Annotated in this window: 26 protein-coding genes and 1 pseudogene; 16 read left to right on the forward strand and 11 right to left on the reverse strand. The window is 49.9% G+C overall.

What is annotated here, in order from left to right:
* Window position 1 precedes the first annotated feature (1 nt).
* The 8 genes from UNDYM_RS08230 (at window position 2) to UNDYM_RS08265 (ending at window position 3,673) form a co-directional block, all read left to right on the forward strand.
* The gene (locus UNDYM_RS08230; RefSeq protein ID WP_162040616.1) at window positions 2-412 is read left to right on the forward strand and encodes a hypothetical protein; all 411 of its coding nucleotides are present in this window, start codon (window positions 2-4) and stop codon (window positions 410-412) included.
* 2 nt (window positions 413-414) lie between these two features.
* Entirely contained in the window at window positions 415-1,269 is an 855-nt protein-coding gene (locus tag UNDYM_RS31075; RefSeq protein WP_162040617.1) for a glycine-rich domain-containing protein, read from the forward strand.
* 2 nt (window positions 1,270-1,271) lie between these two features.
* Window positions 1,272-1,430 carry a hypothetical protein gene (locus UNDYM_RS08240; protein WP_162040618.1) on the forward strand — a complete coding sequence of 53 codons (159 nt, stop codon included), beginning with the start codon at window positions 1,272-1,274 and terminating at the stop codon, window positions 1,428-1,430.
* 30 nt (window positions 1,431-1,460) lie between these two features.
* Window positions 1,461-1,946, forward strand: coding sequence for a hypothetical protein (locus UNDYM_RS08245; RefSeq protein WP_162040619.1), 486 nt, complete (start codon window positions 1,461-1,463; stop codon window positions 1,944-1,946).
* A 92-nt stretch (window positions 1,947-2,038) separates the two neighbouring features.
* Window positions 2,039-2,200, forward strand: coding sequence for a hypothetical protein (locus UNDYM_RS08250; RefSeq protein ID WP_162040620.1), 162 nt, complete (start codon window positions 2,039-2,041; stop codon window positions 2,198-2,200).
* Window positions 2,201-2,210: 10 nt separating this feature from the next.
* Window positions 2,211-3,137, forward strand: a complete 927-nt coding sequence (locus UNDYM_RS08255) for a lytic murein transglycosylase (RefSeq protein ID WP_162040621.1) — start codon at window positions 2,211-2,213, stop codon at window positions 3,135-3,137.
* A 4-nt stretch (window positions 3,138-3,141) separates the two neighbouring features.
* Window positions 3,142-3,516 carry a hypothetical protein gene (locus tag UNDYM_RS08260; RefSeq protein WP_162040622.1) on the forward strand — a complete coding sequence of 125 codons (375 nt, stop codon included), beginning with the start codon at window positions 3,142-3,144 and terminating at the stop codon, window positions 3,514-3,516.
* Window positions 3,482-3,673 (forward strand): hypothetical protein, encoded by a 192-nt coding sequence (locus tag UNDYM_RS08265; RefSeq protein ID WP_162040623.1) that lies wholly within the window; start codon window positions 3,482-3,484, stop codon window positions 3,671-3,673. The genes UNDYM_RS08260 and UNDYM_RS08265 overlap by 35 nt, the downstream gene beginning before the upstream one ends.
* Here UNDYM_RS08265 and UNDYM_RS08270 read toward each other — a convergent pair.
* Window positions 3,663-3,974 carry a hypothetical protein gene (locus tag UNDYM_RS08270; RefSeq protein ID WP_162040624.1) on the reverse strand — a complete coding sequence of 104 codons (312 nt, stop codon included), beginning with the start codon at window positions 3,972-3,974 and terminating at the stop codon, window positions 3,663-3,665. The two genes, UNDYM_RS08265 and UNDYM_RS08270, sit on opposite strands and share 11 nt — an antisense overlap.
* Window positions 3,975-4,100: 126 nt before the next feature.
* Here UNDYM_RS08270 and UNDYM_RS08275 point away from each other — a divergent pair, with 126 nt between their 5' ends.
* Window positions 4,101-4,391, forward strand: a complete 291-nt coding sequence (locus UNDYM_RS08275) for a hypothetical protein (protein ID WP_162040625.1) — start codon at window positions 4,101-4,103, stop codon at window positions 4,389-4,391.
* Window positions 4,392-4,722: 331 nt separating this feature from the next.
* Here the strand turns inward: UNDYM_RS08275 and UNDYM_RS08280 are convergent, their stop codons facing one another.
* Window positions 4,723-6,921 carry a DUF4132 domain-containing protein gene (locus UNDYM_RS08280; protein WP_162040626.1) on the reverse strand — a complete coding sequence of 733 codons (2,199 nt, stop codon included), beginning with the start codon at window positions 6,919-6,921 and terminating at the stop codon, window positions 4,723-4,725.
* 234 nt (window positions 6,922-7,155) lie between these two features.
* A pseudogene (locus tag UNDYM_RS08285) lies at window positions 7,156-7,529 on the reverse strand (VOC family protein).
* A 442-nt stretch (window positions 7,530-7,971) separates the two neighbouring features.
* On the opposite strand from UNDYM_RS08285, the gene UNDYM_RS08290 reads away from it, so the two are divergent.
* Together UNDYM_RS08290 and UNDYM_RS08295 are read left to right on the forward strand one after the other, a co-directional pair.
* On the forward strand, window positions 7,972-8,586 hold the full coding sequence (locus UNDYM_RS08290) for an ATP-dependent Clp protease proteolytic subunit (RefSeq protein WP_162040627.1): 615 nt from the start codon (window positions 7,972-7,974) through the stop codon (window positions 8,584-8,586).
* Between the two features lie 113 nt (window positions 8,587-8,699).
* The gene (locus UNDYM_RS08295; protein WP_162040628.1) at window positions 8,700-9,257 is read left to right on the forward strand and encodes an STM3941 family protein; all 558 of its coding nucleotides are present in this window, start codon (window positions 8,700-8,702) and stop codon (window positions 9,255-9,257) included.
* Between the two features lie 74 nt (window positions 9,258-9,331).
* Here the strand turns inward: UNDYM_RS08295 and UNDYM_RS08300 are convergent, their stop codons facing one another.
* From UNDYM_RS08300 to UNDYM_RS08325, 6 genes are all read right to left on the reverse strand, one after another.
* Window positions 9,332-10,036, reverse strand: a complete 705-nt coding sequence (locus UNDYM_RS08300; RefSeq protein ID WP_162040629.1) for a phosphodiester glycosidase family protein — start codon at window positions 10,034-10,036, stop codon at window positions 9,332-9,334.
* Window positions 10,037-10,066: 30 nt separating this feature from the next.
* Complete coding sequence (locus UNDYM_RS08305; RefSeq protein WP_162040630.1) at window positions 10,067-10,714, reverse strand: hypothetical protein; 648 nt, start codon at window positions 10,712-10,714, stop codon at window positions 10,067-10,069.
* A gap of 113 nt (window positions 10,715-10,827) precedes the next feature.
* A complete protein-coding gene (locus UNDYM_RS08310) occupies window positions 10,828-11,544 on the reverse strand; it encodes an ABC transporter substrate-binding protein (protein WP_162040631.1) in 717 nt (238 codons plus the stop codon).
* 169 nt (window positions 11,545-11,713) lie between these two features.
* On the reverse strand, window positions 11,714-13,645 hold the full coding sequence (locus tag UNDYM_RS08315) for an ABC transporter substrate-binding protein (protein ID WP_162040632.1): 1,932 nt from the start codon (window positions 13,643-13,645) through the stop codon (window positions 11,714-11,716).
* Between the two features lie 197 nt (window positions 13,646-13,842).
* Complete coding sequence (locus tag UNDYM_RS08320) at window positions 13,843-16,803, reverse strand: site-2 protease family protein (RefSeq protein WP_162040633.1); 2,961 nt, start codon at window positions 16,801-16,803, stop codon at window positions 13,843-13,845.
* A gap of 376 nt (window positions 16,804-17,179) precedes the next feature.
* Window positions 17,180-17,497: a RidA family protein gene (locus UNDYM_RS08325; protein ID WP_162040634.1), complete on the reverse strand. Its 318-nt coding sequence runs from the start codon at window positions 17,495-17,497 to the stop codon at window positions 17,180-17,182.
* On the opposite strand from UNDYM_RS08325, the gene UNDYM_RS08330 reads away from it, so the two are divergent.
* Together UNDYM_RS08330 and sodC are read left to right on the forward strand one after the other, a co-directional pair.
* Window positions 17,472-18,041: a helix-turn-helix transcriptional regulator gene (locus UNDYM_RS08330; RefSeq protein WP_162040635.1), complete on the forward strand. Its 570-nt coding sequence runs from the start codon at window positions 17,472-17,474 to the stop codon at window positions 18,039-18,041. The two genes, UNDYM_RS08325 and UNDYM_RS08330, sit on opposite strands and share 26 nt — an antisense overlap.
* A gap of 270 nt (window positions 18,042-18,311) precedes the next feature.
* Window positions 18,312-18,824: a superoxide dismutase family protein gene (sodC, locus tag UNDYM_RS08335; RefSeq protein ID WP_162040636.1), complete on the forward strand. Its 513-nt coding sequence runs from the start codon at window positions 18,312-18,314 to the stop codon at window positions 18,822-18,824.
* Window positions 18,825-18,895: 71 nt separating this feature from the next.
* Here the strand turns inward: sodC and UNDYM_RS08340 are convergent, their stop codons facing one another.
* Window positions 18,896-20,197 (reverse strand): GNAT family N-acetyltransferase, encoded by a 1,302-nt coding sequence (locus UNDYM_RS08340; RefSeq protein WP_162040637.1) that lies wholly within the window; start codon window positions 20,195-20,197, stop codon window positions 18,896-18,898.
* Between the two features lie 149 nt (window positions 20,198-20,346).
* On the opposite strand from UNDYM_RS08340, the gene UNDYM_RS08345 reads away from it, so the two are divergent.
* The 3 genes from UNDYM_RS08345 to UNDYM_RS08355 all read left to right on the forward strand — a co-directional run bounded on the left by UNDYM_RS08345 (window position 20,347) and on the right by UNDYM_RS08355 (window position 22,240).
* Entirely contained in the window at window positions 20,347-21,306 is a 960-nt protein-coding gene (locus tag UNDYM_RS08345) for a ribonuclease Z (protein WP_162040638.1), read from the forward strand.
* Between the two features lie 141 nt (window positions 21,307-21,447).
* Window positions 21,448-21,840, forward strand: a complete 393-nt coding sequence (locus tag UNDYM_RS08350) for an MAPEG family protein (RefSeq protein WP_162040639.1) — start codon at window positions 21,448-21,450, stop codon at window positions 21,838-21,840.
* A gap of 19 nt (window positions 21,841-21,859) precedes the next feature.
* The gene (locus UNDYM_RS08355) at window positions 21,860-22,240 is read left to right on the forward strand and encodes a hypothetical protein (protein WP_162040640.1); all 381 of its coding nucleotides are present in this window, start codon (window positions 21,860-21,862) and stop codon (window positions 22,238-22,240) included.
* A 73-nt stretch (window positions 22,241-22,313) separates the two neighbouring features.
* Here UNDYM_RS08355 and UNDYM_RS08360 read toward each other — a convergent pair whose 3' ends face one another.
* Window positions 22,314-23,486 carry a serine hydrolase gene (locus UNDYM_RS08360; protein ID WP_162040641.1) on the reverse strand — a complete coding sequence of 391 codons (1,173 nt, stop codon included), beginning with the start codon at window positions 23,484-23,486 and terminating at the stop codon, window positions 22,314-22,316.
* Between the last annotated feature and the right edge of the window lie 72 nt (window positions 23,487-23,558).

A 23,558-nucleotide genomic window follows, 5' to 3' on the forward strand; every position in this document is an offset into this window, starting at 1 on the left:
CATGCCAACAGCAACCCCTATTTTTCCGCAAACGCCCAAAGTTCAGTTTGGTACGCTGCTCACCACTGCCAACACTGCCAAGGACGGTACCGGCACGGTGGTGCAAATATCCGCTGTGGCGGGTGCCAGCGGTGCTTTTGTTGAAAGCATCGAAGCGCTGCCAATCGGTACCAATGTCGCCTCTGTCTTGCGCGTTTTTCTCAATAACGGCAGCACGCCTGCAACAGCCGCAAACAACATCCTATGGGAGGAAGTCAGTTTGCCAGCCACTACGCTGACTGAAGTAGCGGCGCAAACCAAGGTCGTCGTCCCGCTCAATCGCGCTATCCCAGCCGGGTACACCCTGTACGCCACTATCGGCACCACTGTGGCTGCTGGCTGGCGCGTACGTGTTCACTCTGGAGATTACTAATCATGACCGGCTTTACAGGTTTCTTTGGTATGCCGCCGCGTGGTGCCAATTTTCAGGTGTTTAAAACATCCGGCAATTTTCAGATGCCTGCCGCCAGTAATTACCTGGTCGATGTTTTTGGTGCAGGCGGCAGCGGGGCTAGTTTAGCAACTGCCGCGCCTGGTGGCGGTGGTGGAGCGCGGCACAGAGTAGCGCTGCCTCCAAACATCATCAAACCCGGCACGATGGCCGTCATCACTGTTGGCGCTGGCGGTGCGTCTGTCACCGGTGGTTCTGGTGCGGGCAATGCCGGCGGTAAATCAGCCTTTGCGATTCCTGACATTCGTCTTTTGGTTGAGGCTTATGGAGGCGGTGGCGGTGGTACAGGCACTGGCGGCGGAGGCGGGGGTGTTGCTGGAGCGGGTGCATCAAATGGGTTGGGAGGCTTGCCTAACGTGCACGCATCAACATCAAGCATCACAAATATGAACGAAAACGCCACAAGCGATTATGGTGGCGCGAATAATCTTTCCAGTGCCAACGGCGGTAATGCTATTTGGGGCGGCGCCGCTGGTGGATATGGCAATGCAGGTAACACCAGCGGCGCAAGTCTTTATGGCGGCGGTGCTGGTGCGCCTGGTTGGTCAGCTAATCGCGGCGGCAAGTCTGGCGCATATACCGGGCAAATAACCACAGCAGCCGCTGTTGACGGCATCTTGCACGCTCTCATGGGCGGTGCTGGTTCTGGTGGGTCATCCGCTAACAGTACTGGTGGCAATGCCTTTGATGGTGGTTTCCCTTCTGGCGGTGGCGGCGCTACTGACTCCGGCACATCCGGCAAGGGCGGTGATGGTCTCGTCGTTCTCTATTGGTGGTGATCATGAAAAGCGCAGAAATCCAAGACGGCATCGTCGTCAACATTGTCCTGGGCATCGTCACAGGCTACATCCCCTGCGATGACACGGTGTCCATCGGCGACACATGGGACGGCAACAAATTCAGCAAACCAAAATCTGGCCCCGTGCAAACCGGATCTTAAACTCACGCACACTTTAATAAAGGAAATACCATGAAATTCTTCAAACTCTGTATCGCTTCAGTACTGTTGATGTCCATGTCTGCATTTGCGCAAAATGGCAAGTTCGTCACAGATCAGCCTGTCTATAACAATCTCACTCTGGCCGCTGCAAAATCGGTCAACCCGGCAAATGCTGGATTGATTGATGCCAACCCAGCGACAAAGACAATCAGCATTACCTATGCAGACGGTGTCACGGTAGAAAACTGGGTATTCGGTACCTCTGCTGACTTCAGTGCGGTATTTGATAATTTTGCGACTGGCACCCGTACTCAAGGTGCTGATTGGTACTGGGCTCCAGTCTATGGTAGCAACGCACAACGCAAGGTGTCATATAAATCCATATTGAAATCAAGCTGCGCGAAAACGACTCCAGTCGGCGGTGACTTCTATACAGCCACCATCACAATGAAAAGCGGCCTGGTATTCACGTCCAGCGGCTTCGACATCGGTATCTGCGCACGTCTGACAGATTAATTAAGTCGGGTATCGATTTGATTTAACCGCCTTGCAGCCTTGCTGCATTCATTACAAACCTGCAGCAAGTCTGAAAGGAAGCTATGCCAAACATGGATAAAGAAGCAGAAAAAGAAATACTCAAAGAAGCGCTGCAAGAGTGGCTGGATAAGCAGTTTGCACTCTTTGGCAAATGGACGCTGGCGGGCTTGTTCGCGCTGGCATTTTCTGGGCTGGTGTACCTGGCGCTGTCTGGCCAGGGCTGGCATAAATAAAGGTGAACCGATGAAACGACTCAAATCTGATTTTAAACGTGTAGGCATTCTGCTTGCGCTGGCCATCATCTTCTTTATTTTGGCGGTGCCAGTGGCCACAGTTTTCCACGAACCCGCTTTGGCACCCTGGGGTATGTTCGCAGGCGTCGCCCTCATGGGAGTGGCACTGTCTCATGTTCTACGCCGATTGATGTTCCCCTACATCGACCTTGAAGCCATTGCGCGAGCAGCCATGCAACACGCTATAGGTGCGGGCTTGGTATTCCTGGGCGTTAGTGTCGTCCTGACAGCCTTCCTTTTATTGATGGGTAACCTGGTGCACGCAGAAACCCTGCCAGTCAATGCCGTGACCTATGCCCCAGTGCTTAAAGCAGAGCAGGCCGCCTACTGGCCAGACATGCCAGCGCCAGCCGTACTGGCGGGACAGGTAGAGCAAGAAACCTGTATCAGCCTCAAGCACAGCCGGTGCTGGTCCCCGCGAGCGGAACTCAAAACCGCAAGAGAGCAGGGCGTAGGCCTCGGCCAGATCACCCGCACCAGCCGCTTTGATGCCCTGGCAGAAATCAAGGCCAGCTTCCCCCAGGCTTTGGCGGGCTGGTCGTGGGAGTCAAACCTGTATGATGCCAAGTACCAGCTACGCGCACTGGTGCTCAAAGACCTGCAGGGCTGGAAAAAGACCATAGGCGCAGCCACTGATCAAGACCGGCTTGCCATGACGCTGGCCGCCTACAACGGCGGCATCGGTGGCGTGCTGTCAGACCGCAAGGTCTGCGCCGCAACGCCAGGCTGTGACCAGTCTAAATGGTTCGGCCACGTCGAGCGCACCAGCCTCAAAGCGAAGGTAGCCGCCAGCGGTTACGGCAAAAGCTTCTTTGAAATCAACAGGGAATACGTGCGCAACATCCTGCTGATACGTACAGACAAATATCGCGGGTGATGTCGTGATCGATTACGCCAGGCTGGCTGCAGCCCTGGTCATCGCCGCCGCCTGCTTCGGTACCGGCTGGACAATCCAGGGCTGGCACAAAGACAGCGATATCGCCGCCCTCAAGCTCCAGCAGTCCAACGACCGCGCCACCGTCGCAGAAAAAGCACTCACTGAGCTGCAAGCCGGTACCAAAAAGATGAACGAAGCCGCCACCGAACTCACCGGCATCAAACTCAACCTCGATGGCAAGCTGGATAAAATTGGAAGGGATTTAAAAAATGCACAAGCTCAAAAGCCTCTGCCTGCTGACTGCAAGCCTGACGATCTGCGCATGCTCAACCTCAAAGCCGCCATTGACGCTGCAAACAGTGCCGCCGCTGGACGCTAGCCTGGCAGAACCCTGCAAAACCCTGTCAGCACCAGAAGCCCTGGACTATGACCAGTGGCAGCTATGGATGCAAAACACCGTCCTGCGCGCTTATGGGGAGTGTGCGGCCAAGCACCGCAAGGTAGTGCGGGCCTGGCCAACAACTACTAAACCTTAGGGAACATGGGCCAGTTTCTTTCAAGCCAATCTGTAATTTTAGTTCTACTATGCAGTGCTGGTGGTACATTCAATTTAAGTAGTCGTTCAACTTTTAAGGCAGTTTCGAATGGTGCAGTTGTGGTATGTGTATTTGCAAATTTGTTGCAAAAATAAAGCACTTCGTACCATTCATCACGGCTAAGCAAATCTGAGTCAGGATGATTTCGTAATTTTGGATCATCGCCGGATGTGTGGTGGTCTGAGTATTCATATTGAAGGTTGCTTTTTTTAAGCGGCGTTAGTCTATGATCAACTGACATTTTCATTCCTCTCAAAACTAATAATTATTAATGGAAGATTAATATTATTACTTTTACACGTAGAACATTGTTTAAATTAATAACAAAAATGTTAATTAAACATAAATACTTGCATCACCATTGATGATGAGTAAAAATACTGATTATTTATTCAGTATGAAAGAGCATATGCAGCCGAGTAATGACACAAAAGAAGGTGAAAAAGTAACTATTTATTGGGTTAGGTACGAAGTGCCAGGCAAAAAGAAAATGCGAAAATCTACCTGGCGCATGACGCCGGTGGATGCTGCTAGACATTTTGCTGGGGTGAAATATGAAATTGAGGAATTTGATAGCTATACTTTTACGCGCGGCACAATAAACGGGCGAGGAAATTTTACAGATAACTGGCCAACCGATACCAAGCAAGATTCATAAATAAGGAATCGAACTCAAAATAATTTTTCAGTTACGCCATATTTACGCCATGACTATTTAAGCCATTGAATTAAAAGGTAAATATGTTCCTGTCGGCGGGACCAGTTGTACTTCAGACACTTCACCATATTTCAACATAACTCAATAAAAATCAAAGAGTTATAAAGAAATTTCAGTTTTGCCAAAAATGCAAAATAAAGCTGTTTTCTATTAGCCTTGACTAAAAATCTACGTCACTGCCATCAAAAAAGCGGTAGCGGTTGGCATATCCGACTTGCAATCCAGGGTGTGCAAAGATTTGGTGCTTCTCGTCCATCAAGCAGTTTGCTTGTCATGTCATTAGCCTGGCAACGTTATCAAGGATGCGTTGTAGCAAAATCTCATCGTATGGTAGCCATGGCATTGCTGCCAACTGTGCTTTTTCCTGGTTGACGGCAATCTCGATTGGTTCGCCGCCTTTCATCACCCTTGCTGTTGCAATATGAATGGCATACTCGCCAACATGGACATGCCGCTCATCAAGCGTGATCTTGCCTTCCTTGATTTGCCTGGCAAGCACCATAGCGAGTGTATTCTTTCTGTTGCTTGCCATAACACCGAGTGGCAAGTTGGAAAGATGGGCCAGGTGCCTCCATCTTGCAACTGTAGGGTGATATGCCGGTGGTGCAGATTGTGCAGATGGCGCGGCTTGCTCAGCATAGTGCAAGCCTAAATCGCCTGCTGTCACTGGTTTCTCGTTAGCTTCGTTGTCAGTTGCAAAGCTGGTGACACTGACCAGCAAATCGACTGCGCGTGCGACTTCCGAGAAAATGACAATATCGAGATCGGCAATCGGCAGATCTTCCCAACGCTTTCCATTCTTGTGTGCGAAACGAAGTTTGCCCGACGTGCCGTAACCAGTCGCACCGGGATAGAGGTCTGCCGAGATGTCAAAATTTGCACGGACATCGCCAAACTGGCGGCTCAGCCCTTCATACTTGCTGATAGACCATCCTTCCTTGCGTGCCAGACCGATTAGCGGCCTGATGGAAACGATATGTCCCTCAAACATGGAAGACTCGTTCGAGCTAAGCTCTTTGCTATCCGCGACATAGTGTTCGCGGAAAACTTGCCGCAATGGTTGCTTGATTTTGCGGGCAAGAAAGATGCTCTGCCACGCATGTCTTTCAGCGGTAATAGCAGCAAGAGGATGCCAGAGGCTGATGGTACTGGCATGATCAACGACATGAGCAGTACCATCTGCACTTGTCATGTAGGTGTCGGCATTCGAGGTGGTCACGGTGAAAGACAAATTCCTGCCATCTTGCCTTTGTTCCAGCCACACGACGCTGTTGGCAAACGCAGCGCCTGCAGGCGTGTCAACCAGATGCTTTCTCCATTCTTCAACACTCAGCGCCATTTTTAGCCAGTAACCTGACTCCATGCAACTGGCGAGCAGGGATAGGTGTTTTTTGCCGGGCTTTGCATCTGCCGTCATACGTAGTGCAACACTGGGTCTTTCTGCGAGAGCGCGTTCTGCCGGTTTTACATTACGGGAAAGCTTTTTCTTGATGCCAGCATGACGGACAAGGGCAAGTGCATCGCGCAACGCCCTGACACTTTCTGGTGTTGGCACGGCCTCAATTGAATGCCCAAGTGTAATGGCGACTGACTGAGATGGAACCGTCTTGGCAGTCGTAGGAGCAACACAAACTCCCTCCAGAAGTGGGCCAATAATCGGGCGTAACCACGGTTCATCTCTATAGGCGGCAACACGGGCTGCTCGACTGATGACTTGTGCGTCATCCGTGCTGAAAGCAGCATCGGCCTTGTAAGCTATCTTCCCAGTTTGAATTTCATTGACGTGTTGCGCAGCAGATAGCAAGGTTTCGCGCGCAAACTCAATGTAAGCAGCTTCGTCAGCCAATACAATTGCGGGATTATCAATCGCAAGTTGGGAGCCTGATGGCATGAAATACCCGTTGATCGTACCTGCCAGGGCGAGCAGGCTATCTGAACTGAGTTCGGCCAAGACATCGAATTCGAGTAAGCGGTATGGCGAGTTTTTATAGCGCTCAGCCACTTCAGCCCTTAATTCAGGCAATCCATGGCCACCTGCAAAATGGCTGATTGCATACGCCTTGTATTCCCTGCTTTCGGGATAACCGGAAGGTTTTGTTTCCAGAATCCTGATCAACTCTTGTTGCAGGGGAGCCGCAGGTTTTTCTGCGAGATAAGATAAATCTCTGAGGGCCTGCTCCCATTGCCCCGCTTTGATGTGACGAAAAACTTCCAGGGCACTAAATTCATCAAGGACAGGAACCAGTTCAGCTTCTTCTATCTGCTTGCACAAGGAGTGTGCAAATTGCGCACGGGGGTCCTTGAATTCAAGAGTTTGAGCACGGCGCATAGCTGGCCAGATGGAGCCTAACTGCCTGGCATCCAGCAAGGACAGATCAAACGGGGCACCGGTGAAGCGGGGATGATCCGGTAGCTCGCTGAGGCGACTCAGTAAATGTTGGACAGTGTTTTCTTGTATCTGATCATGCATGTGTGCATTGCTTCTTGATATGGTGAGCTTGCCGTTTATATCACAAATTTTATGGGCTTAGCCCGGTATGTTGCCGCGAATGACAGACATGTACTGATTCAAACATGCGCTGACTAAAAAGACGTTAAGCGAGCCTGACCTTCATTTCCCATTTATTCGTGTGCTAAATCCAAGTCATCCACAGACCGAAGGGGTTCCCGGCAATCTTCGATAGTACTGGGGAAAGTCACAAGATCAGATCTCAGGCTCGTGGTAAACCGCTTCAATGTTGTGACCGTCAGGACCAATCACAAATGCCGCATAATATCTACCCTGATATTGTGAACGCAGACCGGGAGGGCCATTGTCTTTACCACCGGCCTCAAGTGCTGCACGGTAAAAATCTTCGACCTGTTGCCTGCTTTCTGCCTTAAAGGCAAGGTGAAGATGGGCAGGTTTTTCATCGGTTTGATACAGGCACAATGACACTTCATCATTTGCACAAAGCTCGACTCCATAGCTTGGTATCCCTCGGCTATTACTTTTACGCCTAAGGGTTCTAATGCCTTAAGGAAGAAGGTTTTGCTCGCAGTGAAGTCGCTGACTCCGAATTTGACGTGATCAAACATGGCTTATCCTGGGATGATTGCTTGTGCAAAAGCAATTAGTTTTGAAATGCGGATTCAAAACTTAGCAGAAAATTTCCAATCAGGCAATTGTCATGATCTTTGATCATGCATTCACGTATTTGTTCTGTCTTTAATCCAGAAAATTGCCCATGTGCAAAGTAATGCTTGTTTATTTCAGTCGAGGGTACTGTTTTCTGACTTTAAGAAGTGATTTTAATTTGCGCAAAAACTGCTTTAAATAATAAGATGCCGAAAAGTAAATCCTTTTTGCTTGTATGCGGGCTTGGTTTTCACCAGGGATTGCTCTGGACAGGTTTGATACATGAATCGAAGTAACTCTTACAATGAAGATGATAGGTATATGAAATTGAATTCCCGGATAATTTTATTATTCTTGGCACTATGTAGTACTTTCTTTTCAGCTCATGTTTCTGCAATGAGCATGGTGCGCTCATATGAAACCCTGATCCTGTTTGGTGGTGTTGAACCAGATGATGCAGAGCGCTTTCGCAAACATCTTGAAAAAGGTGTGGTCAAGCAAGTTGTTTTGAGTGAGAGCCCGGGTGGCGATTTGAGAGCGGGTTATGCCATCGCTGAACTTATTGCTGCCAACAAAATCAATACGGCAGTTCAGGGAAATTGTTTTTCTTCATGTGCCATTATTTTCATGGCCGGTGTGAAAAGACAAATGCTGGCAGGCAAGGCTCTCTCTCGCACGCGCCTGGGCTTCCACGGTCCGCATAAAAAACAGACACATGAGGTCGCTGTGGCGGCGATTCCCCATTTGCGTGAATGGTTGCTGGCAGCAACGCAAGGTAAATTCCCCGAAGAGATATTGAATCGTGCGATGTATATAGATCGTGCCGGTGACATGATGCTGTTTTACTACCCTGGACAAAGCCGTTTTGGCGACATCCGTTTTTGCACTGAGGGTTCTATTCGTTGTGAAGGTGTAGAAGGCTATGACATTGTCAGCGTGGGCATCCTGACGACGGCTGAATTGCTGGATTCTGACAGTCTTGCTCCCGCTGCTTCAGGCAATAAGGCAAGTCAATAAGCTGTAGCCTCATGAAAAAATGCTTTGCTCTCTACTGCTGACCTGCTCCTGAATCTGCTTTTAAATCTGCTTGTGAATGTGCTTATAAATCTGCTTTTAAATAAGGTGCACTGATGAACCATGATTTGAATGTCGAAGACGAAAAGCGTATAGCTTTAAGCAAAAGCAAATTACGCCTGTTGTTTGTCGGCGCGGTCCTGTTTGTCGCAATGGGCATCTGGATGGTGCAATTGGATGTTGCTGACATCGAAGCGCATAGCCGGTATAACAATCCTGTCATGATGCATGGCATAGGTGTAGTGGCTATCCTGTTTTTTGGGCTTTGTGCTGTTTTTGGTGCCAGAAAGTTGCTGGATAACAGACCGGGCTTGATATTAAATTCAACCGGCTTACTCGATAACAGCAGTGCGGTAGCAGCGGGTTTTGTGCCCTGGTCTGAAGTTGTTGGATTCAGTATTTTTGAAGTGCAAAACCAGAAAACCCTGGTCGTCAGGGTGCGCGAGCCCGGGCGCTACATCGCGGCTGGTGGCATGTTCAAGCGAATTCTGAACCGCATGAATTACAAGCTCTGCGGTAGCCCGGTCGTTATTTCAGCCAATTCACTGAAGTTGGGTTTTGATGAGTTGCTGAAAATTAGCCAGACCTACCTCCATAGGTATGGCGATAAATGATCAAGCTACGCGTTGTAGCCCAAGATTGCGCAGAGTGAGCAGGGTAGAGTGAATAATGAACGTCAACGCACTAATCAACGCACCACCCCGATAATTGGCCCCAAATCTACAGTCACATCATTCCTGTTCAGTTCTACTGAATAAATGCCAGAGATACTGCCATCCAGATACAGGGCATCCTGGCAGTGGAGCGTGTCGCGAAAAAATATCGCCATCTCATAAAAATTGACAGGCTGTTCGCTGATCACAAATATTGCTTTGCTGCCGATGACACCAACACCGTTACGCTTCAGACGTGAATTTGAATCAGGTTTGAATGCGGGATGTATGACGCCGTTTCTTAGCAGTAGCGGGCCAGACTGGGTCGCCAGTAAAACATCCTTGGCCAGTGCCGGATATTCTGAAGATTCAACAACCTGTGGGCCTGATTTGCTGAGCAGGAAAACGCCATTCGGTTTCAGGAAAAAATTTCCCCAGTTACTGCTCAAATTCAATGCATAGACTTGTTCACCATTCTGTACAAACAGACCTACAGGTGAGTAGTCTGCATGGTACATACCAGCATTCATCGCGAACAGCAGTTGCTTGTTGCGTGCTGCCAGTGAATTCTTGAGTTGCTCAAAGCGCCTGTATCCCTTGCCAGCTTCATCACGCAAGAATAACTGCAACTCTTCATGTTCCGTATCTACAGTGATGACGGTGAAGCGTGGGTCAGCCGCCTGACACAGCAAACTGACCAGCAGAAGTAAAATCGCCAGCAATGTATTACGTATAAACATGCAGAATAAAAGCGTTTGAAGCGAATTGTTTTATCTTGGAAAATGCGCCAGTACTTTGTAAGTAATCCCCGTGTTATTTGCCTTTACCACCTCCAGACGGGCTCCTTTTATTCCTATGACCTGACTTTCTGCCAGATCGAATTTAAATTCTTGTGTAAAGGCCGGACGGATAAAGGCACCGTTTACAGTTTCGTTAAACTCTTTATAGAATATGGAAATTGTGTTGCCACTCTTTCCTGCATACTCAATGACTCTTTGCAGATTGTTTGGTTTTTGAATGATGATTTCAATCTCATCGTAGGGTAGGCCTTTTTCTTTAAATTCTGCGGCTGAATAACAAGCCAGTCTTTGAATTCCATTGTTAAGCGGATCGCGTAGCGTGATCAAGCCGCAATAGTTGGGACCATTGCCCGCCAATTGGTAAACGCCCTGAAAATCAGCGGGGAAAATCCCCATGCTTGATCTTGTTACTTGATCTACCTTGATGCCTTTGACTACTGTGGCATCCATTTGGGTGAGTAGTTTCGTGCCAATCTCTGCAGTCTCTGTTGTTCCTATTGCGGGATAGTCAGTTTGCCTGATCGGTAACGGTGCCCTGGGTACGGGCGTTGCGCAGGCAGTAATGAGAATGGTTAACAGCGAGATACCGAAGGTTCGCAAATTCAGGGTCATAGCCATGGATAAAATTAATGTTGTGAATAAAAATGTTATTGAATATAACAAAAATTTTAAACAACATGCACTTAAGTGTATTAATTTTTGAAATTTTACTCAAAGCGGTGTTATGACTGTTATCTGTATCGTTTTTCAATGGCAGCGCTGGTGCCATCCTTATCCATCTCCTTCAGGATATGGTTCCATTTATCAATTTTTGCTTGTGACATCGTGGTATTGCAAGCCAGGTACATCTCGGTTTGATTAAAGGTGAACAACTGGACTACCATCTTGGTCAGGCCTTGTTGCTTGAGTATTTCCCAGCCCAGCAATTCTCCGCTGGCCCAGAAGTCAAAGCGCCCTGCCAGCATCTTGCGCGGGTTGTCGGCGTCCGTGCTGGCCAGTTCGGTATTGAAACCCTTGAGCGAAAAATACTCTGCAATGGCATCATTGCGGTAAGAGCCTATGGTGTATATGCGCAAGTCTTCCAGGGTTTTGGGGTGTCGGGTATCGTCGACCCTGGCGAAGATGACCCAGTTGTTTTTGACCAGCGGGCCGACCCATTTGTAGAGTTGCTCGCGGCCTGGCGTGCGTGAGGTGGAAAAGACGCAGGTGTCAGGATTGTTTTGCGCCATTTGTATCGATCTTGCCCAAGGGTAAGCCGTGATACTGTATTTTTCACCGGCGCGGCGCATGAGTTCCTGCACCTTCTCCGTCGATAGTCCGGTCACTTCACCTGTCTTGGGGTTGACAATATTGAAAGGAGGATAGTCTTCGGTGACCAGTATCTCTGACCTGCAAGATAATGGCAGCGAAATAAGCAGGATGAGAATACAAAAGCGCAGGACAGCCATATTTCCCCCTACGATGCCTGCAAGGCAACTGACTGGGTGCTGGTCAACAGGACATGCGCAAGCCAGAGGCTGAGGTGACCTGGCCTGGTCACCTGTCTTACGTCAAGCAAAGACCTTGTGCCGCATTCTTATCAGGATAGGACATCTGCGGCACTTTGCGATGATTTTCTTATCTGGCCACGTGATGCATATCGCGCTTGCCATTTCTGTAGGTATATAAAGTGAGGGCAGGTTGCTGGATATCGCCGTTTTCGTCAAATGAGAGCTGGCCCGTTAACCCGTTGAAATTGACATTTTTTATGTGACCCAGGTACTTTGCAGGTTCGACTGAGTTTGCCCTTAACATGGCGCCAGCCAAAGCGTAAAAGGCATCATACACATAAGGCGCATAAATCTGTATATCCGTGCCAAAGCGGTCTTTGTACGCGCGCCTGAAATTTTTGAGTGTAGCTGTCCGGGCTGCTTCAACACCTCCGGCTTCTGCACAGAAAACCTGATCATTGCGTATAGTATTATTTGCAAGTCGCGGCAGGTCTGTTGTACAAATACCATCGCTGCCAGCAAATTTGATGTTCACGCCTTGCGCTGCCAGTTGTTGCAGCAAGGGCCCAGCCTGACTGTCCATGCCGCCAAAAAATACCAGATCAGGATTACTGTTTTTTATCGCTGTGACTTCTGCATTGAAGCTGCTCGCCTTATTACTGATGGATTGCACATTGACGATGCTTGCTCCTCTGGCTTCTGCTGCTTGCCTGAATGCATATGCAATACCTGCTCCGTACATGGTGCTGTCGTCAATGACGGCGATTCTGCGGGCTCCCTGTTCCTGGGTCATTACTTTTGCTATCAAACCGGCCAGAGCTTCATCATGGGCAACCATGCGAAAAGTCGTGTTGTATCCCTGTCTGGTGAACTGGGGATTGGTGGCTGAGGGCGATATTTGAGGTATCCCTGCCCGAAAATACACTTCTGAAGCTGGGATGGATGTGCCAGAATTCAAATGTCCGACCACTCCCTTGACACGCATGCTGACCAGGCGTTGCGCAGCGCTGACCGCCATTCTGGGGTCGGCACCGTCATTTTCTGTGATCAATTCAAATTTTGTTACCTGACCACCGATGACGAGATTCAAGGAGTTCAAATCATCGATCGCCATTTTTGCGCCGTTTTCATTGTCACGGCCAAGTTGAGAGATGGCACCGGTCATGGGCCCAACATGTCCCAGTCGTACCAGACGGGTACCTGGAACGCTGGCAGCTTGCTGGTTGCCCCTGAATTCTTGTGGCTCACTTTCATGTTGGGCGGTGGCTGGTGTTTTTCTGGATGTTGACTCAGACGCTGCATTTTTGACGTCTGCTTTCAATTGGACCAGATAAACTGCATCTTCAGCCATTTCGGCGACTTCTTCCCTGGATTTGGCGGTTTTTACCGGCGCGCGCAATATCTGGTCTTTGACTTGCCTGGTCCCGGCAATCATGGCAAGCAGGTACTGAACTTTGATTGCAAAATTCACGTTTTGCCCGACTTCACCTTGCCTCTCCAGCATGACAATGTCGCTGAGTTTTGACACTATAATGCCGACGGCGTAGCCACGACTGTCAAGCAGTGGCCCCCCGGAATTGCCTGGTTGTATCGGGGTGCTGATTTGGAAATGGCGGATATCGTCTCGCAGCCCGCTCTCAGCTGTCAATGTGCCATTGGTAAATTTGGCTTCGGCGCCCTGTACGTCGGTATTGGGAAAGCCGAGGGTCGAGACTTCTGAACCCCTGCGAATTTTCTGGTTGGATTCCAGATAGAGCGGGACGGTGGCCTGGTCTATGCTCAATATGGCCAGATCATTGACGGGGTCTGTGCCAATTACCTGGGCCGGAAATGTTTTCTTGTTTTTGTCAACAACAACAATTTCTGTCGCGCCTTTGACCACATGAAAATTGGTCACAAGATGGCCGTTTCTGGTGATGGCGAATGCCGTACCACTTCCTATGTTTTCTGTAGTTCTGGCCTGTGTGTCGCTAGCGATGAGCAGGATGCCACAGAAGAAAATCAGGCTGGCCGTGAAAAAAGCAGATTTGATGGACGAACACACGTGGTCAATCTTCATTTTGATCATATGTTTGAGGGAGAGGGGGTTGCGGAATCTTGCAAGCAAGAGTATTGCTCACTTTATCAATTGCCACAAGTGCAAGCTGTGACGAGCACTTTTGCCTGTTGCGGGAAAATGCCATGACTCTTGGCTCGTTCTGTTCCCGTCGAAGAAGCGCAGCAGGCATCTGTCTGGTCGCGCTTCATTTATCAGCCTCAACGTGACATCTGACCCATGCCGGCACGGGGCGTGCACCGGGTTTCTCTCTGCTCAATATTGAGCAGGGTTTGCTGTAACTGGTTTTTCCAGGCGCTGCCATAAGGATAGATACTGCACGCCATTTCACTATTGCCAGACCTCAGGTTGCCGGGTTCTGCGCGCGCTTTGCGCTGAGCTTCCAGCAGGCGTTCGGCAAGCTTGTCTGCCTCTCCCTGTTCACCTTGTGCCCGCAGAGTTTCGATCAGCATCAGGTCTGCCGGCAAATTACCTGCGGGTTGTGCACGTTGAATGAACAAATCTATCAGCCAGTTTCCTGTGCCAGGTGCATGTAACTGTGTCGAGGCCATGGCTTCTTGTTTCGCCGTTTTGTAGTCTTTTTGTAGCATGGCAATCATCCATTTGATCTGGTGACGCTCTCTGTTTGCCAGGTCATTCTGACCAGGATGCTTTTCCTTGTCTGCAACAGGGCCGAGCAATGCCTGAGCCTCAGCAAATTTCTTCTTATTGAGCAGTAACCAGGCCTGGTCTATTTTTAAAGTGTGGCAGAAAAAATCTGTTTTATCTTTGGCCTGGCAGGCGTAGTCATCTTCAGCAGTTTGCAGTTGATGTTCTGCGTCATCAACCCGCCCGCTCTTGTAGTAAGCGCGCGCCAGCATTTGGTGTGCCTGCAAGAGCTGGGTGTCATCTTCAGTTTTTTCCTTGGTAAACAGGCTGACGACTTCTTCCTTCAATATCAGTTGCGCAGGATTGTCGGGATCTATGTCACGTGCCTGCAAAACTTCGGCGAGTAAACGGGCATCGCGTCTGTCACTTTGCATGCGCAGTCTTGCGCGCAAGATGGCTTCTGCTTCTTGCAGGTAGTTGGCAACATCGCCTTCATTTTTTCTGGCATTTTCCGGTTCGTCCTGCACGGACCAGTTGCGTATTGCATTCGCCATGGCTAAAGCGGCATCTGCATGCAGATAGGTCGCTTGCAAGGAATTATTATTTTCAGCGTAATAAATTTTGGCAATACGCAAAGCATCTTCAGCATCATTGTCGCTGGCTTCATCCAGTACCGACCTGAGTATGGCTGCGCGCTCACTTCCCTGAGCCGCGGTAATTTTTTCGGCGCGCGCCTGTCTGGATGCCATCCTGTCTTCGTGCAAGGCGTTTGCACCGACCTTGTCTTCATTGTCAGCGATTGCAACGGGCTGGCTGGCGTCACTGGATGCCAGTAAAGAAGACAAACCCTGGCCTGCCAGACTTAACATGGTAGTCGGTGCAGTATGAATAAAACTTAACAGCACTACCACTGGCAAGATGATGCAGGCGATATACAGGCCCAGACCTGCAATGCTTTCTTTCCAGCCAGGCTGCCTTCCAAGATAACGCGGCAGCAAAGTCTGGCCTATAGCCAGTTTTGTGGCGTAGCTCCATTTACTGAAACTTGCGTGTCCAAGAAAATCAAATAAGTCACCCGCAGAATGCGCAAAACTTTTACTGCTATCCGTTGGACCGGTATGTTGTCTGGATAAGAGCGATGCAGCGCTGGCCAGCCTGTATTGAAATTGCGCACTGATGAGCGCGAGTATGCCTATCCCCAATATGATCTTGTCACTGGAGTACAAACCATATGCCAGCATGGCCGTACCGCTGCTTATTGAAAACAAGAAACGCAACCACGGCAGGCGTGCCATGACCAGTAATTCGATGACACGGCCGCCGTCGAGTGGCAGCACGGGCAGGAGATTGAACCCATTCACCAGCAATGAGGCCAGTGTCGCCATCGTCAGATAGGGGCCCCAGACGGAATTAAGGATCGTCGGTTCTTTGACGATCAATGCAATACTTGCCAGTGACAGCAGCAAGCCAGGCATGGGGCCCGCCAGATACACCAGCATGTGTGTAAAGGGACTTGCTTCATGCTTCTCACCACTCGTGATACCTCCCATTCCTGGTACAAAAAATACCTGGACATCGCGAAATCCTGCCAGCTTCATGGCCAGCCAATGCCCGCCTTCATGCAAGACAATAATGCCGCCAATCAGCAATGCGCCGGTAAGACCCCACCACCATGTGCCAAGCGCCAGGAAGGCGAGAGCGGACAAAACAAGACTGGCAGACTGGTACCAGCGTGGTGCCAGCATGGAGCGCAGCGCACAGAGAGTACGGACGAATGAATAGCGGTCACGTAACTGACGTGCAGCCACCATATCGATCAAGGGTCTGGTGCTCGTGCTTGCAGCAGTTGGAGTGGGGCCGGGTTTCGTTGATTTAGGCGTACTGGCTTTGCGCATTTGCCATGCCATCTTCAGCGAAGGCCAGAAACGAAAACCATAAATAATTTCGTCGTCGCGCTGGCTGCGTTGATATACCTTGGCTTCTCTTTCCAGCCTTACCAGCCAGCGTTCTGCCAGGTTTTGCGCAATTTTGGGTGCGTCAGCAGGGTCACTGCGTTGCACGCTAATCATTTCACGTACATGAAGGTGGGTTGCCAGTTGACCAGCGAGATCTGCACTTTTATCGCTGATGACTGCTACCCGCGACGGATAAGGTACCATGCTCTGCAATTGGCCATTCACAGTCAGCAAGGCTTTGCCATCAACATAGGTGTTCCACAGATAGATGGTGTACAAGCGTTGTTCGAAAGGCGACTCACTCGGGCAAACCTCGGCATGCACATCTTGCGCCAGATGATGGTAGACATCGCAATAGCTGGCAGGAATATCGTCAGCCGCGATCATCGAACGCTCGCGCCAGCTATGCATGTAACGAAAACCGGCTTGCTCCATTTCAGTGCGGGCAGCATCAAGCACTGGTAACAGGTCACCACTGGCTGTGCGCAGGCATGGCGTTTTGCGTGGTGTCCATAATTGCAATTTCAGTAAACGGTTCATGCCTATGAGCAGAACCAGTACCTTCAGTAACAAAATAACGGTAATGACCGTGACACCTATAAACCACAGCAGGTCCATCCCAATTTCCACCCAATTCTCCACGCACAAAGTATCAGCAGCATTGTCAGCTAAATAGTGTGAAATTGCGAGTACATGAATAGAATTAGGGCGCAATTCAATCGAATAGATGACTGAAATTGCATGAAACCTGCGCATTACTGCGTTACTTTTTTCATTTCGATAATAATTATGAAATCACTTCCTGCAAATGAAGGAATCGCATGTCCTGCATGTTCTTATGCAATTTGCATTGAGCCAGCGTTGTTATGACCTGGATATATGATCTAGCCAGTATAAAAATATAAATAGATGTAGCCATGTTCAGGCATTTGCCGGGACATGGCCAATCAAATCGCCAGCTTCAATCAAGCTGCATGCAGCTGTCAAGGTAGCATCAATATTGTGCTGCGATGACTTCTATTTCCAGCAGAAAGCCTGGCTTGACCAGGGCAGGAATAATCATCAGCATGGACGCAGGGCGCGCGCCACCAAGATAATGACTGAGCACCTTGACATACTCTGCGATGTCGGATTCCCTGGTCAGATAGTGAGTCACTTTGACGATATCAGCCATCGTCATTTTGCTGCTTTCCAGCATGCGGATAATATTGCGCCAGGCGAGATCGGCCTGGCCGGTAATGTCATCTGGTAAATTGCCATCTTCATCGAGACCCGGTGTTCCCGAAGTGAATAACCACCTGATTGATGGCACGACACGTCCCGCCGGTGAACTGGCTTTTGTCGCCAATGTGTCAGCGCAGTCAGCCAGCGCCCATCTGGCAAGGCTGGTAGAGGGTGGCTTGTTAACCTCGCAGGCACATGGACGGCATCGCTATTTTCGTATTGCCAGTGCTGAGGCTGCGAGCCTCATAGAGTCCATCGCCGTTCTTGGTGCAGCAACTCACACTAAAGCATCGCGCCAGCCAGCTCCGCCTGCCTTGGTACGCACCATGCCCAAACAGTTTTTACACGCAAGGACTTGTTATGACCATCTGGCGGGTGAGCTGGCCGTGCAATTGCTGGATGCCATGCTCAAAGTGAAGTGGCTGGAAGCAGATGGCAAGGATTTCAAGCCAAGCAAGTTGGGTAGTGAAAAGCTCGCTGCTTTGGGTATTGCAAGGCCTGAGACAAGCGCTGAGCACACAAAGAGTCGCCGGATATATGCCCGCTGCTGCATAGACCTGACGCAGCGCCGCCCGCATCTGGCGGGTGTACTGGGCGCCGAGTTGTTGAATCTGTTTGTCAGGGAAGCCTGAATACTGCGCACACCGCATTCACGGGTGGTCAGTGTGACGCCGCAGGCCAGCATGCTTTGCGGGAAATCCTCGAGGCCTAATTTGAGATGTTTAGGCGGACACCAGGGCCTGCCTGCTCATGGGCAATATCATCAGTTTTGTTTGTAACACCATGTAATCCTGCACTGTTAACCTGGCTCAGAAATTGCCAATCGCATGCCAGTCGCGTATATTTTCAATCCTTACGTCACGATGTCGGCGTTGATTGAATTTCTTTAAGGTAACAAGACCATGAAAACCAAATTAATTTTTTGCCTGTTAAGCGCCTTGCCTCTGATTGCAGCGGCGGATGTCACTGTGAACATGAACCAGGTCAGTGAAGCTGGTGTTGGTACCAAACTGGGGCAGGTTGTTGTCTCTGAAAGCAAATACGGCCTGGTGTTTACGCCTGCTTTGACAGGACTGACACCTGGCTTGCATGGCTTCCATGTACACCAGAATGCAGATTGCAGCGCCAAGGAAAAAGATGGCAAGCTGGTTGCAGCCCTGGGTGCAGGTGGCCACTATGATCCAGAAAACAGCAATCGCCATGGCACACCGTGGGGTGATGGTCATGCGGGTGATTTGCCACCTTTGTATGTCGATGCAAGTGGCAATGCCAACCAGCCTGTACTGGCACCACGTTTGAAACTGGCTGACCTCAAAGGTCGCTCACTGATGATACATATAGGTGGCGACAACCACTCTGATCATCCTGCAGTATTGGGTGGCGGTGGTGCGCGCGTAGTGTGCGGCGTATCCTGATTTATTGAGTTTATCGCTTATCGATTATCGTTCAAGCTGCTGCCGCTGAAGGCAGCAGCCTGAACGAGGCTTTACGATGATGTTTCAGCTTTGGCCGCTTTTTCTTTTTTGAAGGGATTGCGGTCAGGGGCATCTTCATGTTCTATGCCCAGTAACAGGCGTTTCATGAGTTTGTTCAGCACGGGTTGACGGTGGCGCACAAATACACCAAAGGTTTGCGGCTTGGCACCCAGTGCAGCCTTGGGTTCCAGTGCTGTGCGGCCATAAGAGATGCGTTTGCACCCCAGGTCTATCGCGTCGGCAATGCCTGCATGCAGCAGGCGCAGGTAGATGGGCAATTCTTCTGCGGCGGTGCGGTCAAAACCTATGTGATAGGCAATCGCCGTTTCACCATCTGCGACGGAAATCAAAAAGCCGAGCAAGCGGCCATCGCGTTTGATGATGCTGCACCTGAACTTGTCGCCAGCGGCAGCCTGCAAAACAGGAAAGTACTCAGGCAATAATTCAAACGGTCGAAAGTTGGCATTCACCTGTACCGCTTTGTACAGCGCAAAGATATCGTTAAGCACCGGGCTCAGGTCATCCAGCCTTTCTATGCTGCAGCCGGCTTCATCGAGTGGTTTGAAGATGGCATTGCGGATATTGCTGCGGTATTTGGATGCGAGGCTGGCGAGATAGTCATCATAGTTTTTCCATGACGGTGACAGCTCAAGCACCATGTTAGGCTCAGTTTCTACATAGCGGTAACTGAGGTTTTCCAGATGTGCCGCCTGGTCTATGTACGGATCATGTAAATCCTTGATCATGACAAAATGGGTTTTGCCCGCGAGTTTTTCGGCCTGGCGCACGCGGTATAACACTTCGACCACACCATGCCATGCCAGCTTGGGATCGACATCTTTGGCAAAGGCAATGCCGTGCTGACCAAAGGTGAGGAAATTACCGCAACTGAGTATGCGCTGTTTGGCATGCTGGGCCAGTTGGTCCAGTGGCAGGGTCCATTTTTTATCTATATCAGCTGATTTTTCTGGCCTTGCCTGCGCGAGGCTGATATCCGCAATTTGCATATACACGGCGGCGACCAACAGGCGGTCTGCGCCCGTACCATCAAAAATCAGGGCATAGCGGGCTGAGAGATTGAGTGGCAAGACCTGTTCGAGTGCAGCCAGGTATTCCAGCGACATGAAAAAACCGGACTGTGCCGCCAGTTCCTGCCAGGATGCGCCGTCAAGCATGCTGATGGAGTCGGCAATGGCATAATACAAGTCAGCAGGGCCACGCAGACGCTTGCGTTCTTTCTGGCGTTCTTTCAAAGCATTGGTAACGGCACTGGTAACAGACTGCAGTGATTGCAGGGCAGCAGGGATTTTCATGTCTCAGATGGATAATGAATTGTGAATTTGCATCATAAGCGCAAATCAGCATACAGAATAGTATGCGAAAGACTGTATTGTTAGAATTTGCAACAGAGTGGCATGCAAAAGCAACCGGCAAAAAACAGAGAATCAAGTTTAAGGAAATTGTGGATATTTTATTTTTAGGCACCTCTGCAGGCGCACCTACCCGACAACGCAACGTCACTGGCCTGGCTTTATTGCCTGACCAGGGCAGTGAATGGTATCTGGTTGATTGTGGAGAAGCTACCCAGCACCAGATATTGCACACCACTTTGTCTATTCATGGTTTGCAAGCGATTTTCATTACCCATGTGCATGGTGATCACTGTTATGGTTTGCCGGGCTTGCTGGCCAGTGCCGCCATGCATGGACGCAAGATGCCCTTGCACATCATCGCCCCGGCAGGCATACAACACTGGTTGCAGGTCACGCATGCAATGTCAGAGTCTTTCCTGCCGTATGAATTGATATTCACGGATGTTGAGAACATGGATGTCTGGCAGGATCATGCCGTCACTGTACGCGCAATCAAATTGTCACACCGTGTATCTTCCCATGCTTATCGCTTTAGTGAGAACCATACTGAGGCGGTGCTGGACACCGCCAAACTGCAAACCGAGGGCATACCAGCAGGCCCGCTCTGGGGACGTTTGAAAAAGGGTGAAGATGTCATTCATGAGGGGAAAAAATTAGTCAGCCATGATTATCTGCATCACCCTTATCCACTACGCAGCATCATCGTCGGCGGTGATAATGACGCGCCAGGCTTGTTGCTGGAAGCCAGTCAGCAAGCCCATGTGCTGGTACATGAAGCGACTTATACAGAAGAAGTGGCAGAGAAAGTGGGCGCGCGCGTCCAGCATTGTTCTGCTGCCGCCGTCGCCAGCTTTGCTGCTACTGCTGCCTTGCCCAATCTGGTGCTAACGCATTTCAGTGCGCGCTATCAGCATGACAGCGAAAGGTCACCATTCATAGGCGATATTGAGACAGAGGCGAGGGCGCATTATCAGGGGAATCTGTTTCTGGCTGAGGACTTCGCGCGTTTTCGCCTGGACAAAACAGGAGTTTTAAGCAGGATTGCATAAAACTGTTGCTGTTTTCATGCCAAAAATTGAGCTTGTTGAAAAAATAAGCACAAGTCCTTGTTGTCATAGCATAATCGCTGGCACCGGGCGCTAACATAGTCGCCCGGTCAATGATAATCCAATTTGAGACGAGGAGCGAGCATGAAAACAGAATTGCTGTATCTGAGCTATGTCACCATATTGACTGGTGTATTATGGATACCTTATATACTTGACCGTGTACTGACCTGTGGCCTGCTGGCAGCGGTTGGTTATCCAGATAACAGCAAGCCGCAATCCAAATGGGCAGTGCGCCTGATGAAAGCGCATAGCAATGCTGTAGAAAACCTAGTGGTGTTCGCTACCCTGATCCTGCTGGCCAATGCCATGAATATCTCCAATCCGGTAATTGCCAATGCCAGCATGCTGTACTTCGCTGCACGTGTGGTACATGCGGTGTGTTATACCCTTGGCATACCCTGGGTGCGTACGCTGGCGTTTTTAACTGGTGTAGTAGCGCAGGCCATGGTTGCCGTGCAATTGCTGTCGCATTAGTCAGATGTGATGGGACAACATGATTGAATTTTTCTTTGAAGTTTTATTGCAGCTAGTCTTTGAAATTCTTGAATTGGTGTTCACCACAGGGATAGAGAAGCGTGAGCGTAGTCCGCGGTCTCCACTTTTTACAGCAATTTTGTATATCGTATTCGGCGTCGTTGCGGGTTTCGCCAGCTTATGGATATTCCCGCAGGCATTCATTAATAGCAGTGTCGGGCGCATCATCAACCTGATATTGACGCCTGTGTTGATGGGCACGCTGGCTGCAGTTTTTGCCGCATGGCGTACTGGCGATGGCTTGCGTCTCTGGCGTTTCGTCAATGCATATGTGTTTGCATTGTCTTTGGCCCTGGTGCGGTTTGTCTCTGTGGGCCATTGCATGACCTGTGTGCAATGATGCAATGATAAACTGTTGCTTTGTGCCTGCATCGGGCACAAAGCATCAGTTTATTGGCCGCACTGGTGTGTCATTATTTAGGTATCAGCGGCTGCATCAGCGAGTCTGCAAAATCGTCCAGCTTGCTGATGGCAGCTTCGTTATAGCAATTGCAGGCGATAGCAATAGCAACGTTTTTGCTGGGGATTACTCTGTTACTGGCATAATAAGTCAACTCTGTACCGTTATGTATGCTGACATTACCCAGCCCAGGAACAGTGGCGATACCCCAGCCCATGCCGTAATTATCGACAGGCGTGTGCATCAGCTGGAAATTGGCTAGAGTCAGATAAGTGCTCTGGCCCTGCAAGCCTCGTAGTTGTTCACGTAAGAAGAGGCCATAGTCAGCCAGACTCAGATTCATGCCACCTGCAGCATTGATAAAAAATGCGTAGCGGGGATCGACGAGAGATGATGTGACCTGCCACTTGCCGCCGACCAGGGTATGCCCAATATTGTTATTGACGCCTGCATCTTCAGGAAAACCAAAGCGTCCCTTGATACCCAGTGGTACAAATACTTCTTTCTGCATCAGGTTTTCATAGCTGTCACCACCTGCGACCTCGGCCATCAGACCAGCCAGGGCATAACCTATATTTGAATACACCATCTTGCTGTTGGGCGGATATTCGGGAGCGTCTTGCAATAACAAAACGGCGAGGCCACGCCGGTCTGCAAGCAAGTCGCCGGTCAGCAAGGGCAGTGCTTTTTCTATGGTTCCATCATTCACTTCACGTGGCAGGCCCGAACGGTGGCGCAGTAATTGTTCTACCGTGACATTCACATATTCAGGGCGGATTTGCGTGCGCCAGGCAGGGAATATCTCTGCTATCGTGCTATCCCAACGTAGTTTCTTTTGTTCCACCAGGCGGCCTACCAAAGTGGCGGTAGCCGCTTTGGTCAATGAACCCAACTGGAACAGGTCTGTACTTTGTACATTCTGGCTGCCATTGACCTGTCTGGTACCTGTCACGACGTTTTCTACTTTATCCTGATTGACGATAGTGACTGAAACTGCAGGAAAATTGTTGGTACTGCGGAAGCGCTCAACCTCGGCGCGCAGTGCATCTCCGGTCAATAGTGTTGCCGGTTTTTGTACTTCTACGGCTGGCGTGGTGACGGGAGACGTAGAGTTGGGGCTGCCACCACCACAGGCAGCGAGCATGCCGCACAGACAGGCGGCAATCAGTATATTGTTCAAGCGCATATGCATGGTCCCATAAAAAAGTATGCCATTAGTATCTTCAGGAAAGAATGGAATGCCGGGAGCCTGTGTAAA

The sequence above is a fragment of the Undibacterium sp. YM2 genome, assembly GCF_009937975.1.
In the GTDB taxonomy this organism is placed as follows: domain Bacteria; phylum Pseudomonadota; class Gammaproteobacteria; order Burkholderiales; family Burkholderiaceae_D; genus Undibacterium.

Bases quoted from the DNA above. Each gene is read 5' to 3' on its own strand.
- UNDYM_RS08230 (WP_162040616.1), top strand. From the start codon at position 2: ATGCCAACAGCAACCCCTATTTTTCCGCAAACGCCCAAAGTTCAGTTT.
- UNDYM_RS31075 (WP_162040617.1), top strand. From the start codon at position 415: ATGACCGGCTTTACAGGTTTCTTTGGTATGCCGCCGCGTGGTGCCAAT.
- UNDYM_RS08240 (WP_162040618.1), top strand. From the start codon at position 1,272: ATGAAAAGCGCAGAAATCCAAGACGGCATCGTCGTCAACATTGTCCTG.
- UNDYM_RS08245 (WP_162040619.1), top strand. From the start codon at position 1,461: ATGAAATTCTTCAAACTCTGTATCGCTTCAGTACTGTTGATGTCCATG.
- UNDYM_RS08250 (WP_162040620.1), top strand. From the start codon at position 2,039: ATGGATAAAGAAGCAGAAAAAGAAATACTCAAAGAAGCGCTGCAAGAG.
- UNDYM_RS08255 (WP_162040621.1), top strand. From the start codon at position 2,211: ATGAAACGACTCAAATCTGATTTTAAACGTGTAGGCATTCTGCTTGCG.
- UNDYM_RS08270 (WP_162040624.1), bottom strand. From the start codon at position 3,974: ATGTCAGTTGATCATAGACTAACGCCGCTTAAAAAAAGCAACCTTCAA.
- UNDYM_RS08275 (WP_162040625.1), top strand. From the start codon at position 4,101: ATGAGTAAAAATACTGATTATTTATTCAGTATGAAAGAGCATATGCAG.
- UNDYM_RS08280 (WP_162040626.1), bottom strand. From the start codon at position 6,921: ATGCATGATCAGATACAAGAAAACACTGTCCAACATTTACTGAGTCGC.
- UNDYM_RS08290 (WP_162040627.1), top strand. From the start codon at position 7,972: ATGGTGCGCTCATATGAAACCCTGATCCTGTTTGGTGGTGTTGAACCA.
- UNDYM_RS08295 (WP_162040628.1), top strand. From the start codon at position 8,700: ATGAACCATGATTTGAATGTCGAAGACGAAAAGCGTATAGCTTTAAGC.
- UNDYM_RS08300 (WP_162040629.1), bottom strand. From the start codon at position 10,036: ATGTTTATACGTAATACATTGCTGGCGATTTTACTTCTGCTGGTCAGT.
- UNDYM_RS08305 (WP_162040630.1), bottom strand. From the start codon at position 10,714: ATGGCTATGACCCTGAATTTGCGAACCTTCGGTATCTCGCTGTTAACC.
- UNDYM_RS08310 (WP_162040631.1), bottom strand. From the start codon at position 11,544: ATGGCTGTCCTGCGCTTTTGTATTCTCATCCTGCTTATTTCGCTGCCA.
- UNDYM_RS08315 (WP_162040632.1), bottom strand. From the start codon at position 13,645: ATGAAGATTGACCACGTGTGTTCGTCCATCAAATCTGCTTTTTTCACG.
- UNDYM_RS08320 (WP_162040633.1), bottom strand. From the start codon at position 16,803: ATGGACCTGCTGTGGTTTATAGGTGTCACGGTCATTACCGTTATTTTG.
- sodC (WP_162040636.1), top strand. From the start codon at position 18,312: ATGAAAACCAAATTAATTTTTTGCCTGTTAAGCGCCTTGCCTCTGATT.
- UNDYM_RS08340 (WP_162040637.1), bottom strand. From the start codon at position 20,197: ATGAAAATCCCTGCTGCCCTGCAATCACTGCAGTCTGTTACCAGTGCC.
- UNDYM_RS08350 (WP_162040639.1), top strand. From the start codon at position 21,448: ATGAAAACAGAATTGCTGTATCTGAGCTATGTCACCATATTGACTGGT.
- UNDYM_RS08355 (WP_162040640.1), top strand. From the start codon at position 21,860: ATGATTGAATTTTTCTTTGAAGTTTTATTGCAGCTAGTCTTTGAAATT.
- UNDYM_RS08360 (WP_162040641.1), bottom strand. From the start codon at position 23,486: ATGCGCTTGAACAATATACTGATTGCCGCCTGTCTGTGCGGCATGCTC.